A 15,997-nucleotide genomic window follows, 5' to 3' on the forward strand; every position below is an offset into this window, starting at 1 on the left:
GCGACAACGCCGCGCGAAGGGCGCGGCGCAGCAGGGGAAAGCGGAAGAAAGCTTACTTCAGAGCGGCGAGCGCTGCATCGTAGTTCGGCTCGTCCTTGATTTCGCCGACGAGTTCCGCGTGGATCACCTTGTCCTGCGCGTCGAGCACGACCACCGCGCGGGCCGTCAGGCCGTTCAGCGGGCCGCTCGTCACGTCGACGCCGTATGCGTTCGCGAACGCGCGGCCGGTGCGGAACGTCGATGCCGTCACGACGTTCGCGAGGCCTTCGGTCGTGCAGAAACGCGTGGCGGCGAACGGCAGGTCGGCGGACACGACGATCACGACCGTGTTGTCGAGCGACGACGCGGCTTCGTTGAACTTGCGGGTCGACGTCGCGCAGGTCGGCGTGTCGAGGCTCGGCACGATGTTCAGAACCTTGCGCTTGCCGGCGAAGCTGGCGAGCGTCAGATCGGCGAGATCCTTGCCGACCAGCTTGAAGTCGGCGGCTTGCGAGCCGACGGCCGGGAACGTGCCGGCGAGATCGATCGGGTTGCCACCCAGCGTAACTTTGCTCATGTTCGTGCTCCGAAATAGCGCGCCGCTCGGGCGCGCGGGTTGAGACGGGCGCGCAAGCGCGCCGCGGTGCGTCACGGATAGAAGATCTGGACGCGGAAATTCGACGCCGGCGTGCCGTTCGTTTCGAGGCGGACGATCATCGTCTGCGTCGTGCCGGGCGGCAGCCCGGCGTCGATCGGCGTGCCCGGGCGCACGTAGTCGCGCGGCGCGAGCACGCGGCGCACGGTGACGTGATTGGTGTCGTCGAGCAGCGTGAGTTCGAGCGACGGGTACGCGAGCGCGACGCGGTAGCGGTTCGTCAGCGGCACCTTCAGTTCGAGCTCGCGCGGGCCGTCGAGCTGGCGCAGGTCGGTCGCGTCGAGCCGCAGCCCGTCGATCGCGCGCGGCGGCGTGACCGTGCAGCCGAGCGGCGCGCACGCCTGCCGGAACCAGCCCTGCGTGGCGGGCCAGTAGATCATCAGCGTTTCGCGCTGCCACCACGCCAGTTGCGCGACGAGCAGCCCGACCAGTGCAACGGCGACGAGGCCGCCGAAAAAGCCGCCGAGCATTCCACGTCGCTGCGGCGCGCGCGTCTCGCGCGTGACGGCGAAGTGCGGACGATCGTCGTCGGTCAGTGCGGCGGGGAACGGGGCGACCGGCTGGGCGACCGGCGGGGCGACCGGCTCATCGGCCGCTGCTGTTGTCGGCGTCTCGTCGTGCCGCGCGACGGTGCCGGGTTCCGACGCGATTTCGGTTTCGGTGACGGCCCGTGCGGGCGTGAACGCAAAACGCGGTTCGCGCGGCGCGCGTGCGTCGTCGGGCGCGGTGAAGTGCGCGGGGCCGACGGGTTCGGCGGCATCGGCGGCAGTTTCCGTTTCCGACGGAAAATGGGCGACGAAGCGCGGCTCGTGCGGATCGCGCGCGAACGGCGCGGGCGACGGTGCGGCTTCTTCGGCTTCGTGCGGGTCGTGCCGCGTTGGCGGCGAATGCGGTTCGGCCGGCTGCTCGACGGCGGCCGACGGATCGAGTTCGGCTGGAGAGGACGCGAACGGCGCGGGCGTACCCGACAGATGGACGACGCCGGTTTCCGTGGACGGCAGCGCGAGCGGTATCAGCGGCTCCGTGCGCACGGTTTCGACGCTGTGCTGCAACGACGGATCGACACCGGCGTCGAGCCACGGCGCCCACATGTCCCAGCCTTCCGGCCTGTAATTGGCGCCGGCCGGCAGGCCGGCCGGCGCGTCGGCGGCGAACAGCCGGGCCGGCGCGGCCTGCGGATGCGCATCGCCGCCGTCCGGCGCGGCAGCCGGTTCGGTCAATGCCGGCTCGGGCTGCGGCGCATACTCGGGAACGAGCGATTCGGAAGCGTTGAAGACTTCGTGGCAATGCCCGCAGCGCACGAGCCCCTGATGCAGCGAGAGCTGTTCCTGCTGCAGCCGGAAGACGGTTTCGCAATGAGGGCAGCGCGTCGCAAGAAGCATGTCGAGCCGGGCGGCCTGCTGGCCAGAGTGAAGGACAGCGCTATTCTAATGGCTTTCGCGGCGGGTTCCGGCAAGGCATACCCAACCTTCGTGTTCGCGCCAGACCGAGATGTCGACATAGCGCGCATAGACGGCCGCGACTTCGTCCGCCTGGCGCGCGAGCACGCCCGACAGCGCGATGCGCCCGCCGGGCTTGACCTTCGACGCGAGCATCGACGCCATCAGCTTCAGCGGGTTCGACAGGATGTTCGCGACGACGATGTCGAATTCGCCGTCCGGGCAGGCATCGGGCAGCCCGTACGTGACGTCCGCCCGATTGCGCTCGCTGTTCTGGCGCGCCGATTCGACCGCCTGCGGATCGATGTCGATGCCGATCACGGGGTTGGCCCCGCATTTCTTCGCGAGGATCGCGAGGATGCCCGAGCCGCAGCCGTAGTCGAGCACCGACTGGCCCGGCTTCACCGACTCCTCGAGCCACTCCATGCACAGACGGGTGGTGGGATGGCTGCCGGTGCCGAACGCGAGGCCGGGGTCGAGCTCGAGGACGAGCGCATCGGGATCGGGCGCATCGTGCCACGACGGCACGACCCAGATCCGTTCGCCGATCGGGATCGGCTCGAACTGCGACTGCGTGAGCCGCACCCAGTCCTGCTCCTCGACTTCGCGCACGACGAACTTCGGCGTCTCGGCAATACCGATCTCGTTCGCGGCCGCCGCGAGCAGCACGGCCGGCTCATGATCGGCCGATAGCAGCGCGACCACGCGCGAGTGCTGCCACGCGGTGCGATCGGGCACGAGGCCCGGCTCGCCGAAGAGCGGCTGTTCGTCGGGCGTGTCGGCGTCGGCGTCCTCGACGGACACCGACAGCGCGCCGAGATCGAGCAGCGCGTCGGACAGGGCCTCCGCATGCTCGCGGGCCAGTTCGACGACGAGTTCGCGATAACTCATGCTTACGCTTCTTCCGGTGCGACCTGCTGCTTCTGCGCGAGCCGGTTTTCGAGGTAATGGATGCTGGTGCCGCCTTCGACGAACTTCGAGTCGATCATCAGCTCGCGGTGCAGCGGGATGTTGGTCTGGATGCCTTCGACGACCATTTCCGACAGCGCGATGCGCATCCGGCGGATCGCCTGTTCGCGCGTCGCGCCGTAGGTGATCAGCTTGCCGATCATCGAATCATAGTTCGGCGGCACGAAATAGCCATTGTAGGCGTGCGAATCGACGCGCACGCCGGGGCCGCCCGGCGTATGCCACGACGTGATCCGGCCCGGCGACGGCGTGAACTTGAACGGATCTTCGGCGTTGATCCGGCATTCGATCGCATGTCCGCGGAACTGGATGTCGCGCTGGCGCAGCGCGAGCTTCTCGCCGGCCGCGATGCGGATCTGTTCCTGCACGATGTCGACGCCCGTGATCAGCTCCGATACCGGGTGCTCGACCTGCACGCGCGTGTTCATCTCGATGAAGTAGAACTCGCCGTTTTCGTACAGGAATTCGAACGTGCCCGCACCGAGGTAGCCCATCTTCTTGCACGCGTCCGCGCAGCGGTCGCCGATGCGGTCGATCAGGCGGCGCGGAATGCCCGGCGCCGGCGCTTCCTCGATCACCTTCTGGTGGCGGCGCTGCATCGAGCAGTCGCGTTCGCCGAGCCAGATCGCGTTCTTGTGCGCGTCCGACAGCACCTGGATCTCGATGTGGCGCGGGTTCTCGAGGAACTTCTCCATGTACACCTGCGGGTTGCCGAACGCACGGCCGGCTTCCTCGCGGGTCATGTTGACCGCGTTGACGAGCGCGGCTTCGGTGTGCACGACGCGCATCCCGCGCCCGCCGCCGCCGCCGGCCGCCTTGATGATGACCGGATAGCCGATCGCGCGCGCAATCTTGACGATCTCCTTCGGATCTTCCGGCAACGCGCCTTCCGAGCCCGGCACGCACGGCACGCCGGTCTTGATCATCGTCTGCTTCGCGGTGACCTTGTCGCCCATCAGGCGGATCGTTTCCGGACGCGGGCCGATGAACGTGAAGCCCGACTGCTCGACGCGCTCCGCGAAATCGGCGTTCTCCGACAGGAAGCCGTAGCCGGGGTGGATCGCCTCGGCATCGGTGACTTCCGCGGCGCTGATCAGCGCCGGCATGTTCAGGTAGCTCAGGTTCGACGGGGCCGGGCCGATACAGACGGCTTCGTCCGCGAGGCGCACGTACTTGGCTTCCTTGTCGGCTTCCGAGTAGACGACCACCGTCTTGACGCCGAGTTCGCGGCACGCGCGCTGGATGCGCAGCGCGATTTCACCGCGGTTGGCAATGAGGATTTTTTCAAACATAGCGAGTATTCGTCTCTTCGAGGGGCGCGCGAACGGCGCCTGGCGAGCATCGGCGGCGCGCGGCCGGCAAGGCCGCGCGGCGGGCTTAGCCGATCACGAAAAGCGGCTGGCCGTATTCGACGGCCTGGCCGTTCTCGACGAGGATTTCCTTGATCACGCCGGCCTTGTCCGACTCGATCTCGTTGAGCAGCTTCATCGCTTCGATGATGCAGATCGTCTGGCCTTCCTTGACCGTGTCGCCGGCCTGCACGAACGGGTCGGCGCCCGGCGACGGTGCGCGATAGAGCGTGCCGACCATCGGCGACGTCACGACGTGGCCCTGCGGGGCGGCCGGTGCGGGTGCGGCGCCGGCGGCCGGCGCGGCGGCGCCTTCGGTCGGCAGCGCGACCGACGGAGCGGGCGCGCTGACTTGCGGGGCAAACCCAGCCGTCGGCTGCACGTAGACCGGCGGCGCGTTCTTGACGATACGCACCTTGCCTTCGCCTTCCGTCACTTCCAGCTCGGAGATGCCGGATTCGGAAACGAGGTCGATCAGAGTTTTCAGCTTACGAAGATCCATCGGGAATTCCCCTTTTCAATACGTGAAAGCGCCGGTTAGCGGCCGGCGCTGAATCTAGATCGCGAAATCAGCCGCGCGACGTGCCTTGCAGCTTGTCCAGCGCGTACTCGAGCGCGTACAGATAACCTTTCCAGCCAAGCCCGCAGATCACGCCTTCGGCCTGGTCGGAAAAATAGGAGTGGTGCCTGAACGCTTCGCGGCGATGCACGTTCGACAGGTGAACCTCGACGAACGGGATGCCAACACCGGCGATCGCGTCCCGGATCGCAACGCTCGTATGCGTATACGCGGCCGGATTGATCAGGATGAAATCGGTCTGTTCCTCCCGCGCGGCCTGGATGCGGTCGACCAGCGCGCCCTCATGGTTGCTCTGGAACGACGACAGTTCCGCGCCGGCTTCCCGGGCGCGCGCGGCAAGCGCCTGATCGATCTGCGCGAGCGTGACGCGGCCGTACACCTCCGGTTCCCGGGTGCCGAGAAGGTTCAGGTTGGGGCCGTGCAACACCAGCAATCGTGTCATGGTCGCTTCTATTTCTGCGGAATTGCGCGAACTTTAGCGCTATTTAGAGAAATTTGTCTAGTTTTGCCGAACGGCCAGGCGCGCTGGACCTGCAAGAATTACCGGTGTGGATCGAAAGTACCGGCGAATTCACGCGAAATTGCGGCGATTGACCCGCAAATCGCCGCCAACGCGCAGGTTGCCGTTCGGGCGGATTACAGCGCGTCGAGCGTCTTTTTCAGCTCGGCCGGCTGGATTTGTCCCAATTTTGTCTCGCGGATCTTGCCGGTTGCGTCGATGACGACGGTAAACGGCAGCGCACCGGCGGTATTTCCGAAATTACGGGCCAGATCGGCGCCCGCATAGCCGCTGACGAAGACCGGGTAGTCGACCTTCACCTTCTGCAGGAAGTTCTTCACGTTCTGCTCGGAATCGACGCCGATCCCGACGAAACGGATGCCCTTCTGCTTGTACTGGTGCGACAGCGCGACGAGCTCGGGCATCTCCTCCACGCATGGGCCGCACCACGACGCCCAGAAGTTGACGACAACCTTCTGACCCTTGAAGGCGGCCAGCGTGGCCGGCTTGCCGTCGACGCCGGTGAGCGACGACGCCCACAGCTGGTCGACCGGGTTGCCGTGGGCGGCCGGCGCGGCGACGGCGACGCCGTCGTCGGCCGTGCCGCGGAACCAGTGACCGGCGGCGATCCCGCCGGCGACGGCGGCGGCCGCGACCACCGCAAGCGCCAACATGCGTTTCATCATCAGAATTTGCTCCGAGAAACCCCGCCAATGATGGCGGGAAGGAAAGGAGTGGGGTTGACAGGCAGCTTCTTCCACGGGTTAGGATCACCTTCGCCACACTTTCGATCGGCGAGAAGCTGCCCAATGACCCGTTCGGTCGACGAGCGGCGGAAAAGCTGGCGAAGGCGCAGCGTGCGCACAAGCACAAGCGGCATAGCGCGAAGTTGCACGCCAAAGTGACGAACGCCCGTGCCGATTTCCAACACAAGCTCGCGCTCGACCTGGTGCGGCGTTTCGATTACATCGCGGTTGGCAACGTATCTGCCGTCAAACTTGCCAGAACCAGGATGGCGAAGAGCGTCTACGACGCATCCTGGTCGTCCTTCCGAAACAAGCTCCGCTACAAGGCGATCGCGCACGGGGCCACGTTCGAGGAAGTCGACGAAAGCGGTTCGACCCAGTCCTGTTCGTCGTGCGGGTCGAAAGACAGCACGACGCGGCCGAAAGGTATCGCGGGACTGCGAATAAGAGAGTGGGCCTGCAGTGACTGTGGTGTCGAGCATGATCGAGATACCAACGCTGCGTTGAACATTCTCCGATGCGGACGTGCATCGCCAGGTGTGGGAATCCTCTGCCTTTAGGCGGAGGAGGACGTCAATCCGGTTCGGAAGGGGCCTGGCTCGCCTCGACGAGCGCGCGCAGCGCGGCGGCGTCCGCGCGGGCGACGCGGCCGCGCGCGTCGGCCTTCACCGCGCCGCGCAGGTCGTCGCTCGCATACAGCGCGAGATGGATGCCGATCGCGTCCACGTCGCGCCGCGGGCGCCACAGGAAACTGAGCGTCTCGACGTCGCCGCGGCCCGCGAAATGCCGCGTCTCGGACACGTCGTACTGGACGTTCTGGTTCAGCAGGTAGATCGCGACATCCTTCGGGTTGTCGGTGAATGCCTGCAAATGGATGTCCGAATGCGCGTTCGCGGTGCCGTTCAGCACGGCGCCCGTCACATAAGGATGGAACTCGGCGAGCCGGCGCATCCAGTCGAGCGCGATCTCGCGCAGGCGGCGCAGTTCGTCCGGCTGCGTGTCGCTCTGGAACAGCGCGAGGTACTCGCGCAGTTCTTCCTCGATCTGGTCGTTATCTGGCAGCCATTCGCCGGCAACGCGCGAATCGCCCAGCAACTGGCGCGCGGCCTTGCGTTTCGCGCCGGCGTAGTCCAGGCCGTCCTCCGCGATCAGGCGAGCGGCGGACTGGGCGATTTCCTCGCGGACGCGCCGCGGGTCGACAAGAGGTTTGCGAGACATGATCCGGCAATCATACTCGATCGTCGCGGCGCCCGAGCACGGGGGCGGCGGCCTGCCGCCCGAGGGCGCCGGCACCGCCGGCGCGCATCGTTCGGGGCGCCGGGCATCGCGGGCCGTCAGTTACAATAGTGCTCTTTGTGTCGCGGCAAAGTCGTCGGCCGGGCACCGGCCGCACGGCCCGTCCGGCGCGACACACACGCATCCTTTCCGAATCGACGGCGCCCGGCGGCGCGAAAGCATTCATCTATGCACATCCATATTCTTGGCATCTGCGGCACCTTCATGGGCGGTCTCGCCGTACTCGCGCGCGAGGCGGGCCACACGGTGACGGGGTGCGACGCGGGCGTCTATCCGCCGATGAGCACGCAGCTCGAGGCGCAGGGCATCACGCTGATCGAGGGCTACGGCGCCGAGCAGATCGACCTGAAGCCGGACCTGTTCGTGATCGGCAACGTCGTCACGCGCGGCAACCCGCTGATGGAGGCGATCCTCGATCGCGGCCTGCCTTACGTGTCGGGCCCGCAGTGGCTCGGCGAGCACGTGCTGGCCGGCAAATGGGTGCTCGCGGTCGCGGGCACGCACGGCAAGACGACCACGTCCTCGATGCTCGCGTGGCTGCTGGAGGACGCCGGGCTGAACCCTGGCTTCCTGATCGGCGGCGTGCCGCTGAACTTCGGCGTGTCCGCGCGGCTCACCGATTCGAGCTTCTTCGTGATCGAGGCCGACGAGTACGACACGGCATTCTTCGACAAGCGCTCGAAGTTCGTGCACTACCGGCCGCGCACCGCGGTACTGAACAACCTCGAATTCGATCACGCCGACATCTTCCCCGATCTCGCCGCGATCGAGACGCAATTCCATCATCTGGTACGCACGGTGCCCGGCGTCGGGCGGCTCGTCACGAACGGCCGCTCGGAGGCGCTCGAGCGCGTGCTCGCGCGCGGCTGCTGGAGCGAGGTCGAGCGTTTCGGCGTCGACGGCGGCTGGCAGGCGCTGCCGGCCGAGGACGGCGTGCCGGTCGACGAACGCTTCGCGGTGTATTCGCAGGCTGAGCGTGTCGGCGAAGTCGCCTGGCAGGTGCAGGGCGATCACAACCGGATGAACGCGCTCGCGGCGATCGCCGCCGCGCGCCACGTCGGCGTACCGCCCGCGCAGGCAGCCGTTTCGCTTGCATCGTTCCGCAACGTGAAGCGCCGCATGGAAGTGCGCGGCAGCGTGGACGGCGTGACCGTCTATGACGATTTCGCGCACCATCAGACCGCGATCGACACCACGATCGCCGGCCTTCGTGCGCGCATCGGTCGCCAGAATGCCCGCATTCTCGCCGTGCTCGAGCCGCGCTCGAACACGATGAAGCTCGGCGTGATGAAGTCGCAACTGCCGGCGAGCCTCGCCGATGCCGATCTCGTGTTCGGCTACGGCGCGCCGACCGGGCGCGACGCGCTCGGCTGGAATCTCGCCGAAGCGCTCGCGCCGCTCGGCGAGCGCGCACGCGCATTCGACGATCTGCATCTGCTGGTGAAGGCGGTGGTCGAGGCCGCGCGGCCGGGCGACCACGTGCTCGTGATGAGCAACGGCGGCTTCGGCGGCGTGCACCAGAAGCTGCTCGACGCGCTCGGGAGCCGCACGTGATCCTGTATCTGCACGGCTTCCGGTCGTCGCCGGAATCGCAGAAATCGCGGCTGCTCGCCGCGCGCATGGCCGAACTCGGCCGCACCGGCGACTGGCGGTGCCCGTCGCTGTCGGTGTCGCCGCTCGAGGCGATCGCCGTCGCGGAAGCCGAAGTGGCGGGCGCACGCGAGGTCACCGTGATCGGCAGCTCGCTCGGCGGTTATTACGCGACGTGGCTCGCCGAAAAGCATGGCTGGAAGGCCGTGCTGCTGAATCCGGCGATCGTGCCGCAGCGCGATCTCGAACAGCATCTGGGCGAGCAGCCGCTATGGCACGGCGGCGGGACGATCGTCGTCGAGCGCCGTCACCTGCACGAGCTCGATGCGCTGCACGTGCCGGCGATCACCCGCGCCGACCGCTACTATCTGTTCGCGGCGACCGGCGACGAAGTGCTCGATTATCGCGAGATGCTCGCCCATTACCCGGGCGCGAAAACCCGCGTGATCGAGGGCAGCGATCACGGAATCAGCGAATTTGCCGACTATGTCGACGACGTTCTCGCGTTTTGCGACGGAAAGACGTCATAAACCGGCCGCGGGCCGATCGAATCCCCATCATCATGCGGCGCCGCCGATGCGGCGCCCGGCAGTCTGAACGAGAGTACTGAGTGAACGTTTTCTTCGAGGAATCGGGCAGTTTCAAGGCGGGCAGCGTGCTGTCGCGCCAGGGCGACGCATTTCAGGTCGAGTTGCCCGGCGGGCGGCGCGCGAAGGTGCGCGCGAAAGACGTGCTGATCGAGTTCGACAAGCCGGCCGCGAGCGAACTGATGCAGGCGGCCGACACGGCCGCGCAGCAGATCGATCTGGACTTCCTGTGGGAATGCGCGCCGGCCGACGAGTTCGCGTACACGGCGCTCGCCGCCGAGTACTTCGGCGCGACGTACGGCCCGGTCGAGCGCGCCGCGCTCGTGCTGCGGCTGCACGGCTCGCCCGTCTACTTCCGTCGCAAAGGGCGCGGCCAGTACCAGCGCGCGCCGGAAGAGCAGCTCAAGATGGCGCTCGCGTCGCTCGAGCGCAAGCGCCAGCAGGCGCTCGTGCAGGCGCAGTACGAAGAAGAGCTGAAGGCCGGCAAGCTGCCGGAAGCGTTCGCGGGCAAGGTGCTCGGGTTGCTGACGCGGCCGGACAAGAATTCGATCGAATACAAGGCGATGGAAGCGGCGGCCGGCGCGCGCGGCGTATCGCCGGCGCGACTGATGCTCGATTGCGGCGGCATCGAGTCGCCGCGTGCGCTGCACGAAGCGCGCTTCCTCGCGGAATTCTTCCCGCACGGCACGGGCTTTCCGCCCGTCACGGTCGGCCCGCTGCCGGACGACCTGCCGCGCGCCGACGTCGAGGCGTTCTCGATCGACGACATCACGACGACCGAAATCGACGACGCGTTCTCGGTCGAACACCTGTCCGACGGCCGCGTGCGGGTCGGCGTGCACATCGCGGCGCCGGCGCTCGGCATCGTGCGCGGCGACCCGGTCGACGCGATCGCGCGCGCGCGCCTGTCGACCGTCTACATGCCGGGCGACAAGATCACGATGCTGCCGGACGACGTCGTCGACGTGTTCACGCTGAAGGAGGGCGACTATCGCCCGGCGCTGTCGCTGTACATCATCGTGAACCGCGACACGCAGGAGATCGTCGCGAACGAGACGCGCGCCGAGCTCGTGTTCGTGAAGCACAACCTGCGCCACAACACGCTCGACGAGCTCGTCACCGAAGAGACGCTCGCGGCCGGCACCGGCGACTACCCGCACAAGGACGACATCGCGGTGCTGTGGCCGCTCGCGCAGGCGCTGTTCGAGAAGCGCCAGGTCGCGCGCGCGGGCTACGGCCTGAAGCGCGAGGTGCAGCGCAACACCGACTACAACTTCTACGTCGAGGGCGAGCACGTGAAGATCACGCCGCGCCGCCGCGGCTCGCCGCTCGACCTGATCGTGTCGGAGCTCGCGATCCTCGCGAACTCGACCTGGGGCGCGTTCCTGCACGACCACACGGTGCCGGGCATCTACCGGTCGCAGCGCGGCTTCGGCGCGCCGGGCCCGAAGCGCACGCGGATGCAGACGACGGCTGCGCCGCACGAAGGCCTCGGCGTCGCGCAGTACGCGTGGAGCACGTCGCCGCTGCGCCGCTACGTCGACCTCGTGAACCAGTGGCAACTGCTCGCGTGCGTGCAGCACGGCGTCACCGCGAAGCTCGCCGCGCCGTTCAAGCCGAAGGACGCCGACCTGTACGCGGTCGTGCAGGGCTTCGACGATACGTACACGGCCTACGCCGACTACCAGCGCCGGATGGAGTATTTCTGGTGTCTGCGCTGGCTCGCGCAGGAGCAGAAGAAGCAGGTCGTCGCGAGCGTCGTGAAGGGCGATCTCGTGCGTCTCGAGGAAATCCCGCTGCTGCTCCACGTGCCGGGGCTCGGCGTGCATGCGCGCGGCACGCGCGTGCTGCTCGACGTGATGTCGCTCGACGAACTGACGATCGAGGCGTCGGTGCGCCTCTTGAACGTGCTCGACGCGCCGACCGTGACGAGCGGCGACGCGGCCGACGAAGAGGAGGACGCCGAAGGCGGCGACGACACGCTGGTCGACGCGGAAGACGCGTCGGCGCAAACCGAGGCCGAGGCGCTGGCCGAGGCCGACGATGCATCGGCGCAGGCCGGTGCCGAAGCCGCGAACGGCGACGACGGCGAAGAGGGGCGCGCATCATGAACGCAGCTGCGTCGGCGCGCGGCATCGACCGCTATGTCGTGTTCGGCAACCCGGTGGCGCACAGCAAGTCGCCGTTCATCCACGCGCAGTTCGCCGCGCAGACCGGCGAGCCGATCGAGTACACGCACCGGCTCGCGCCGGTCGACGGGTTCGACGCGGCCGTGCGCGCGTTCGTCGCCGAAGGCGGTCGCGGCGCGAACGTGACGGTGCCGTTCAAGCTCGACGCGCATGCGCTCGCCGACACGCTGTCGCCGCGCGCGGCGGCGGCCGGCGCGGTGAACACGCTGCGGATCGACGCCGACGGCCGCATCCATGGCGACAACACCGACGGCGTCGGCCTCGTGCGCGACATCGAGGCGAATCTCGGCGTGTCGCTCGCGGGGGCGCGCATCCTGCTGCTCGGCGCGGGTGGCGCGGCGCGCGGCGTCGTGCTGCCGCTGCTCGACCGCGCACCGCTGTCGATTGCGATCGTGAACCGCACCGCGAGCAAGGCCGAAGCGCTCGTCGGCCAGTTCATGCAGGCCGCGCACGACGCGGGCTGCACGCTCGCGGGCGGCGGCCCGGGTGTCGTGCGGGCCGAGCCGTACGACGTGGTGATCAATGCGACGGCCGGCAGCCTCGATGCCGCGCTGCCCGAGTGCGACGCGGCGGCGTTCGGCGCGGGCACGCTCGCATACGACATGATGTACGGCGCGCAGCCGACCGTGTTCATGCAGCACGCGGCGTCGCTCGGCGCGCGCACGGCCGACGGCCTCGGGATGCTGGTCGAGCAGGCGGCCGAATCGTTCTTCATCTGGCGCGGCGTGCGGCCCGACGGCGCACCGGTGCTGGCCGCGCTGCGCCAGGCGCTCGCGGCGAGCTGAGCGGAGCGCGGCACGTGGTGGCGGTGAGCGGCACGCAGCGCACGCGCTCGGTGAGCGTCGCTCGCTGGGTCGTCTACGCGGGATCGGTGTTCGCGGGCGCATGGTTCGCGACGCAACTGTTCTATCTCGCGCAGATCGCGCTGTGGTCGTTCGTGAACCCGGGCTCGACCGCGTTCATGCGCACCGACGCGTGGTGGCTGTCGCGCGACACGCCGCCCGCGCAGATCCGGCACCAGTGGGTGCCGTACGACCAGATCTCGCGCAACCTGAAGCGGGCGCTGATCGCTTCCGAAGATGCGACCTTCGCGACCAACAACGGCTACGACGTCGACGCGATCCTGCAGGCGTGGGAGAAGAACAAGGCGCGCGGCCGGATCGTCGCGGGCGGCTCGACGATCACGCAGCAGCTCGCCCGCAACCTGTTCCTGTCGCGCGAGAAGAGCTACATCCGCAAGGGGCAGGAGCTGATCATCACGTGGATGCTCGAAACGGTGCTCGACAAGGAGCGCATCTTCGAGATCTACCTGAATTCGGTCGAATGGGGGCGCGGCGTGTACGGCGCCGAAGCGGCCGCACGCTATTACTACAGGATTCCCGCGAGCCGGCTCGGCGCGTGGCAGTCGGCGCGCCTCGCGGTGATGCTGCCGAAGCCGCGCTGGTTCGATGCGCATCGCGGCTCGGCCTACCAGGCGCAGCGGGCGGCGATCATCGCGCGCCGGATGGGCGCGGCTGAACTGCCGCAATCGGAGTGAGCGGCAGCGCCGCTGTATTGTCCGTTCCGCCGTCGACGCAGGATTGGTGCGCTGCAGCGCATTCATGTCGGGCGCATGGCGGGTCACATCCTTTAGACGAATTCGTCTATTTCGTTTTGCCGAGCAATGCCGGCGTCCGCGCAATTTTGTTGGCCGACATTGCACGAAATTCCGACGTTTTCAGTCATCGCGGCGCAACGCGAAAGTCGATGAAAGCCATGCGAAATGCAACGTTTCGCGAATCGAAGCATTCCTGAAAGGTGTGCACTGCACCGTCTGCGGGCCGAATATTTCAAAATTTTTCAAAGCTGACCGGCTCGCGTATATTGGCCAGCGCCTCGGCTTATCGGCCCCAATCGAGGCGGGGGGTGGCTTATCCGGCTGCTCGACATAAAAAACATCCGAGAGAAGGAACGCAACGATGCCAGCGAGCAAAGCGAAGCTGTTGTTGGGAGTGGTGTGTTCTTCGCTGATTCTGACGGCCTGCAACGACGACGTGACGTCGCCTGTTGCTACTAGCGCCGCGAATTCAGCCGATCCTGCCGGTCAGGTCGACCGCGCGTACAACGATCCGAACAGTTATTCGTCAAGTGCGAACGCGTCGCTCGACGCCTCCGCCGCGGTCGAGAAGGCGGCCGTCACGCATCACCAGATCACGCTGAACGGCAAGACGATCAGGTACACGGCCACCGCCGGCCACCTCGTCGCACGCAATCCGCAGACGGGCGCGCCCGAAGCATCGTTCTTCTATGTCGCCTACACGGCCGACAACCAGCCCGCGGCGAAGCGGCCCGTCACGTTCCTGTACAACGGCGGCCCGGGTTCGGCCTCGGTGTGGCTGCACCTCGGCTCCTTCGGCCCGCGCCGGATCCAGACCGGCGACCCGAACGCGAACACGTCGACGTTCCCGTTCGTCGACAACCAGGAAACCCTGCTCGACACGACCGACCTCGTGTTCGTGGATGCGATCGGCACCGGCTTCTCGGAGGCGATCGCGCCGAATACGAACCAGACGTTCTGGGGCGTCGACCAGGACGCTGGCGCGTTCCGCGATTTCGTCACGCGCTACCTGAGCGTGAACCAGCGCAACGATTCGCCGAAATATCTGTTCGGCGAGTCGTACGGCACGCCGCGCACCGACGTGCTCGCGAACCTGCTCGAGACGGCCGGCGTGAAGCTCGACGGCATCGTGCTGCAGTCGTCGATCCTGAACTACAACACGAACTGCGACATGGCGAGCGACTATGTCGGCAACTCGAACAGGGGCGCGAGCCCGGTGAGCTGCGCGGGCTTCGTGCCGTCGTACGGCACGGTCGGCGCGTACTATCAGCTCGACAACCCGAACCCGTCGAACCTGCCGCAGTATGCGGACCAGATGCGCCTGCTGACGGCCGGCAGCTACGCGCCCGCCGTGAACGCGTACCTCGCGAGCCACACGCCGCCGCCGCCGAATCTCGTCACGACGATGGCGAATTCGACCGGCGTGAAGCAGGCGTTGTGGAATGCGGACTTCAACGTGGTCCCGACCTTCTTCGACAACAGCTTCCAGCTGTCGCTGATTCCGGGCACGCTGATCGGCCGCTACGACGCACGCGTGAACGTGCCCGTGTCGAGCCCGCTCGCGGCCGACGGCGATCCGTCCAGCTCGTTCATCACGAAGCCGTTCACCGATACGATCGGCAGCTACCTGCCGAACGAGCTGAAGTACACCGCGCAGTCGGCCTACTCGGTGAGCAGCAATGCGATCAACACGTGGGACTGGACGCACGACGGCCTCGCGATGCCGGACACGATCCCCGATCTGGCCGCGGCGCTGACACTGAATCCGCAGTTGAAGGTGCTGTCGCTGAACGGGTATCACGACATCGCGACGCCGTTCTACCAGACCGAGCTCGACCTCGCGCGGCTCGGGACGCAACCGAACCTGACGATCAAGGACTATCAGGGCGGGCACATGGTCTACCTCGACGATACGTCGCGTCCGCAGGAGAAAGCCGACCTCGTGACTTTCTACGGCGCGGCCGCGCACTGATGCGATGCGTGCGGCCGGCGACAGGCGCCCCGGGTGGCGCCGCCCGCCGGCCGTCGACGACCTCATTCCAGACTGGAGCCTGATATGAACAATCGTTTCATCGTCGTTGCCGCGGCGCTCGCATGCGTCGGCGCCGCAGCATCCCTCAGCGCGTTCGCGCAGGCGAGCGACGCCGCCGCGCCGGCGCGGGCGCGCCAGGCGCAGCTCGGCGATCCGTACGTGCCGCCGGCCGCGCGCCACGCGACCGCCGGCACGCAGACGACCGGCGCCGCGCTGCATGCGCAGGTGGTGCGCAAGCTCGCGCGGCAGTTCAGCGCGGCCGACACGCAGAACACGGGCTCGATCACCGAGTCGCAGGCGCGCGCGGCCGGCCTCGGCTATGTCGCGAACCACTTCCGGCAGATCGATGCGAGCGGCAACGGCCGCGTGTCGTTCGCGGACGTCCAGCGCTACATGCAGGCGCGCAGCACGAGCCAGCAGTAAGCGCGGGACGCGCCTCAACAGACGGGGGCGGAACCTGCGATACGGCGGGTTCCGCCCCCGTGCGCAT

General features: G+C 67.5%; 15 protein-coding genes and 1 pseudogene. 8 read left to right on the plus strand and 8 right to left on the minus strand.

Going from position 1 to position 15,997, the window contains the following annotated elements:
* Nucleotides 1-52 precede the first annotated feature (52 nt).
* The 7 genes from tpx to HWX62_RS28775 all read right to left on the minus strand — a co-directional run bounded on the left by tpx (nt 53) and on the right by HWX62_RS28775 (nt 6,159).
* Nucleotides 53-556 carry a thiol peroxidase gene (gene tpx / locus HWX62_RS28745; protein WP_175927589.1) on the minus strand — a complete coding sequence of 168 codons (504 nt, stop codon included), beginning with the start codon at nt 554-556 and terminating at the stop codon, nt 53-55.
* A gap of 71 nt (nt 557-627) precedes the next feature.
* Nucleotides 628-2,016, minus strand: coding sequence for a DUF3426 domain-containing protein (locus tag HWX62_RS28750; RefSeq protein ID WP_175927590.1), 1,389 nt, complete (start codon nt 2,014-2,016; stop codon nt 628-630).
* Between the two features lie 45 nt (nt 2,017-2,061).
* On the minus strand, nt 2,062-2,964 hold the full coding sequence (prmA, locus tag HWX62_RS28755; protein WP_175927591.1) for a 50S ribosomal protein L11 methyltransferase: 903 nt from the start codon (nt 2,962-2,964) through the stop codon (nt 2,062-2,064).
* 2 nt (nt 2,965-2,966) lie between these two features.
* The gene (gene accC, locus HWX62_RS28760) at nt 2,967-4,334 is read right to left on the minus strand and encodes an acetyl-CoA carboxylase biotin carboxylase subunit (protein WP_175927592.1); all 1,368 of its coding nucleotides are present in this window, start codon (nt 4,332-4,334) and stop codon (nt 2,967-2,969) included.
* A gap of 85 nt (nt 4,335-4,419) precedes the next feature.
* Nucleotides 4,420-4,893 carry an acetyl-CoA carboxylase biotin carboxyl carrier protein gene (gene accB, locus HWX62_RS28765; protein ID WP_175985298.1) on the minus strand — a complete coding sequence of 158 codons (474 nt, stop codon included), beginning with the start codon at nt 4,891-4,893 and terminating at the stop codon, nt 4,420-4,422.
* 67 nt (nt 4,894-4,960) lie between these two features.
* Complete coding sequence (gene aroQ / locus HWX62_RS28770) at nt 4,961-5,413, minus strand: type II 3-dehydroquinate dehydratase (RefSeq protein WP_011350880.1); 453 nt, start codon at nt 5,411-5,413, stop codon at nt 4,961-4,963.
* A 194-nt stretch (nt 5,414-5,607) separates the two neighbouring features.
* Nucleotides 5,608-6,159 carry a TlpA disulfide reductase family protein gene (locus HWX62_RS28775; protein ID WP_175928155.1) on the minus strand — a complete coding sequence of 184 codons (552 nt, stop codon included), beginning with the start codon at nt 6,157-6,159 and terminating at the stop codon, nt 5,608-5,610.
* A gap of 86 nt (nt 6,160-6,245) precedes the next feature.
* Here HWX62_RS28775 and HWX62_RS28780 point away from each other — a divergent pair.
* Nucleotides 6,246-6,776, plus strand: a pseudogene (locus tag HWX62_RS28780) (RNA-guided endonuclease TnpB family protein); the annotation flags it as partial.
* Between the two features lie 13 nt (nt 6,777-6,789).
* Here HWX62_RS28780 and HWX62_RS28785 read toward each other — a convergent pair.
* Nucleotides 6,790-7,434 (minus strand): UDP-N-acetylmuramate--alanine ligase, encoded by a 645-nt coding sequence (locus HWX62_RS28785; protein ID WP_175927594.1) that lies wholly within the window; start codon nt 7,432-7,434, stop codon nt 6,790-6,792.
* A 135-nt stretch (nt 7,435-7,569) separates the two neighbouring features.
* On the opposite strand from HWX62_RS28785, the gene mpl reads away from it, so the two are divergent.
* From mpl to HWX62_RS28820, 7 genes are all read left to right on the plus strand, one after another.
* Complete coding sequence (gene mpl, locus HWX62_RS28790; protein WP_347879945.1) at nt 7,570-9,066, plus strand: UDP-N-acetylmuramate:L-alanyl-gamma-D-glutamyl-meso-diaminopimelate ligase; 1,497 nt, start codon at nt 7,570-7,572, stop codon at nt 9,064-9,066.
* The gene (locus HWX62_RS28795) at nt 9,063-9,632 is read left to right on the plus strand and encodes a YqiA/YcfP family alpha/beta fold hydrolase (protein ID WP_175927596.1); all 570 of its coding nucleotides are present in this window, start codon (nt 9,063-9,065) and stop codon (nt 9,630-9,632) included. Before mpl ends, HWX62_RS28795 begins: the two co-directional genes overlap by 4 nt.
* 80 nt (nt 9,633-9,712) lie before the next feature.
* Nucleotides 9,713-11,800, plus strand: a complete 2,088-nt coding sequence (locus HWX62_RS28800; protein ID WP_175927597.1) for an RNB domain-containing ribonuclease — start codon at nt 9,713-9,715, stop codon at nt 11,798-11,800.
* Nucleotides 11,797-12,663 (plus strand): shikimate dehydrogenase, encoded by an 867-nt coding sequence (gene aroE / locus HWX62_RS28805; protein ID WP_175927598.1) that lies wholly within the window; start codon nt 11,797-11,799, stop codon nt 12,661-12,663. Before HWX62_RS28800 ends, aroE begins: the two co-directional genes overlap by 4 nt.
* 14 nt (nt 12,664-12,677) lie before the next feature.
* Nucleotides 12,678-13,415, plus strand: coding sequence for a monofunctional biosynthetic peptidoglycan transglycosylase (mtgA, locus tag HWX62_RS28810; protein ID WP_175927599.1), 738 nt, complete (start codon nt 12,678-12,680; stop codon nt 13,413-13,415).
* A 421-nt stretch (nt 13,416-13,836) separates the two neighbouring features.
* Entirely contained in the window at nt 13,837-15,447 is a 1,611-nt protein-coding gene (locus HWX62_RS28815; RefSeq protein WP_175927600.1) for a peptidase S10, read from the plus strand.
* 84 nt (nt 15,448-15,531) lie between these two features.
* On the plus strand, nt 15,532-15,930 hold the full coding sequence (locus tag HWX62_RS28820) for an EF-hand domain-containing protein (RefSeq protein WP_175927601.1): 399 nt from the start codon (nt 15,532-15,534) through the stop codon (nt 15,928-15,930).
* Nucleotides 15,931-15,997: the final 67 nt, after the last annotated feature.

Origin of the sequence: Burkholderia sp. BCC0506, assembly GCF_902833145.1 — a bacterium.
GTDB lineage: Bacteria > Pseudomonadota > Gammaproteobacteria > Burkholderiales > Burkholderiaceae > Burkholderia.